Origin of the sequence: Postechiella marina (assembly GCF_039538365.1) — a bacterium.
Taxonomy (GTDB): domain Bacteria; phylum Bacteroidota; class Bacteroidia; order Flavobacteriales; family Flavobacteriaceae; genus Postechiella; species Postechiella marina.
In genome coordinates this window covers 1-1,301 of the sequence record NZ_BAABCA010000019.1, presented here as the reverse complement: position 1 = coordinate 1,301, position 1,301 = coordinate 1, and the positions used below count along the sequence as shown (strand labels likewise).

Below are 1,301 nucleotides of genomic sequence, written 5' to 3'. Positions count from 1 at the left end.
TGTCTCGTCCTGAAATATGGCTACAGGTTAAAATTGAATTTACGCTGATAATTTATATACCATATTTGGTGTTTTATAATCTAAAGATAAGTGTAATCTTATTTCATTGTATAAATTAATTGCATTTTTTGTAGCTCTTTTTGCGTGATCCACGTTATCAAAGGTCTGGTCTAGATAGAACTCATCTTTTAATATGCCATTTACACGCTCAGCTATGGCATTTTCGTAACAATGATTCTCCTCGGTCATACTAATATCTATCTTTTTTCTTTTTAATATTTGCGTGTAGACATTGCTACAATACTGTATGCCTCTATCGGAATGATGTACCAGCTTCTTAGTGTTTTTAGCTTGATATATAGCTTTATTTAAAGCTCTTACACATCCTTTTAATTCCAAGCTGTCACTCAGGTCATAGCCGACAATTTTCCTGGAGTACATATCCGTTATTAAAGCGAGATAACAAAATCCTTTAATCGTCCTTATGTAAGTAATATCGCTTACCCACACTTGATTTGGTCTTGTAATTTTCATATTTTTTATCAGGTTATTGTATTTATAAAAACGATGATAAGAGTTTGTAGTTCTGGCACTAGTTTTCTTTCTAAGAGTAAGCATATTATGTTTTCTAAGCACACTAAATAAAGTGTCTCTGCCCACTTTAAGATTGGCTTTATAAAACTCATTATCTAAAGATCTAATGAGTTTACGCACACCTTCTCTAGGAAGGGATTTACGTTTTCTACTGACTATTTTTATAATCTTTTGTTCCAGTATTAAACGCTTATCAGCTCTAGATTTGTATTTATAATACGCATCACGTTTAAGTCCAAAACAACGAGTTATAGTAGTTAAAGACGCAAATCCCATAGATTTTTCTTTAGCTTTAATTAAGGCTTTATACTTAGCTTTTTTTTTAGTTCAGCTACAGATTTATAGCCTAAGTCTTCGGCTGCTACTTCAAGGTATGAATCTAATACCAAAGTATCTAAATCCTTTTTAATCAGTAGTTTTTTTAGCTGTTCAATCTCTTTTTGAAGGGCTTTAATTCTAGATATTTCGTCTTTAGTTTCCACTTTTACTCTGGTGTTCATTAAGTCTTTACGATTATACTTTTTAATCCACTCATTAACCGTTGTAGGTGCAATGGAGTAGAGTTTACACAGTTCACTTTTTGTGTGTTTACCTTTACTAAGTTCGTCAATAATTTTTAGTTTAAAAGGTTCTGAATACCGTCTAATTACTTTGTCATTTTTGTACATAATGTTTAAAATTATGTAGCCTTTATTCAGGACGGGTCA

The 1,301-nt window shown here is 31.6% G+C and carries 2 protein-coding genes; both read right to left on the bottom strand.

The genetic code is table 11. The features are described 5' to 3' along the window. Positions 1 to 39: 39 nt before the first annotated feature. Positions 40 to 870 (bottom strand): IS3 family transposase, encoded by an 831-nt coding sequence (locus ABD715_RS17755; protein ID WP_344789675.1) that lies wholly within the window; start codon positions 868 to 870, stop codon positions 40 to 42. Between the two features lie 20 nt (positions 871 to 890). Beyond that, the gene (locus ABD715_RS17750; protein ID WP_344789674.1) at positions 891 to 1,262 is read right to left on the bottom strand and encodes a transposase; all 372 of its coding nucleotides are present in this window, start codon (positions 1,260 to 1,262) and stop codon (positions 891 to 893) included. Positions 1,263 to 1,301 lie beyond the last annotated feature (39 nt).

Coding starts and splice junctions, on each gene's coding strand:
- ABD715_RS17755 (WP_344789675.1), bottom strand. CDS start 870: ATGGGATTTGCGTCTTTAACTACTATAACTCGTTGTTTTGGACTTAAA.
- ABD715_RS17750 (WP_344789674.1), bottom strand. CDS start 1,262: ATGTACAAAAATGACAAAGTAATTAGACGGTATTCAGAACCTTTTAAA.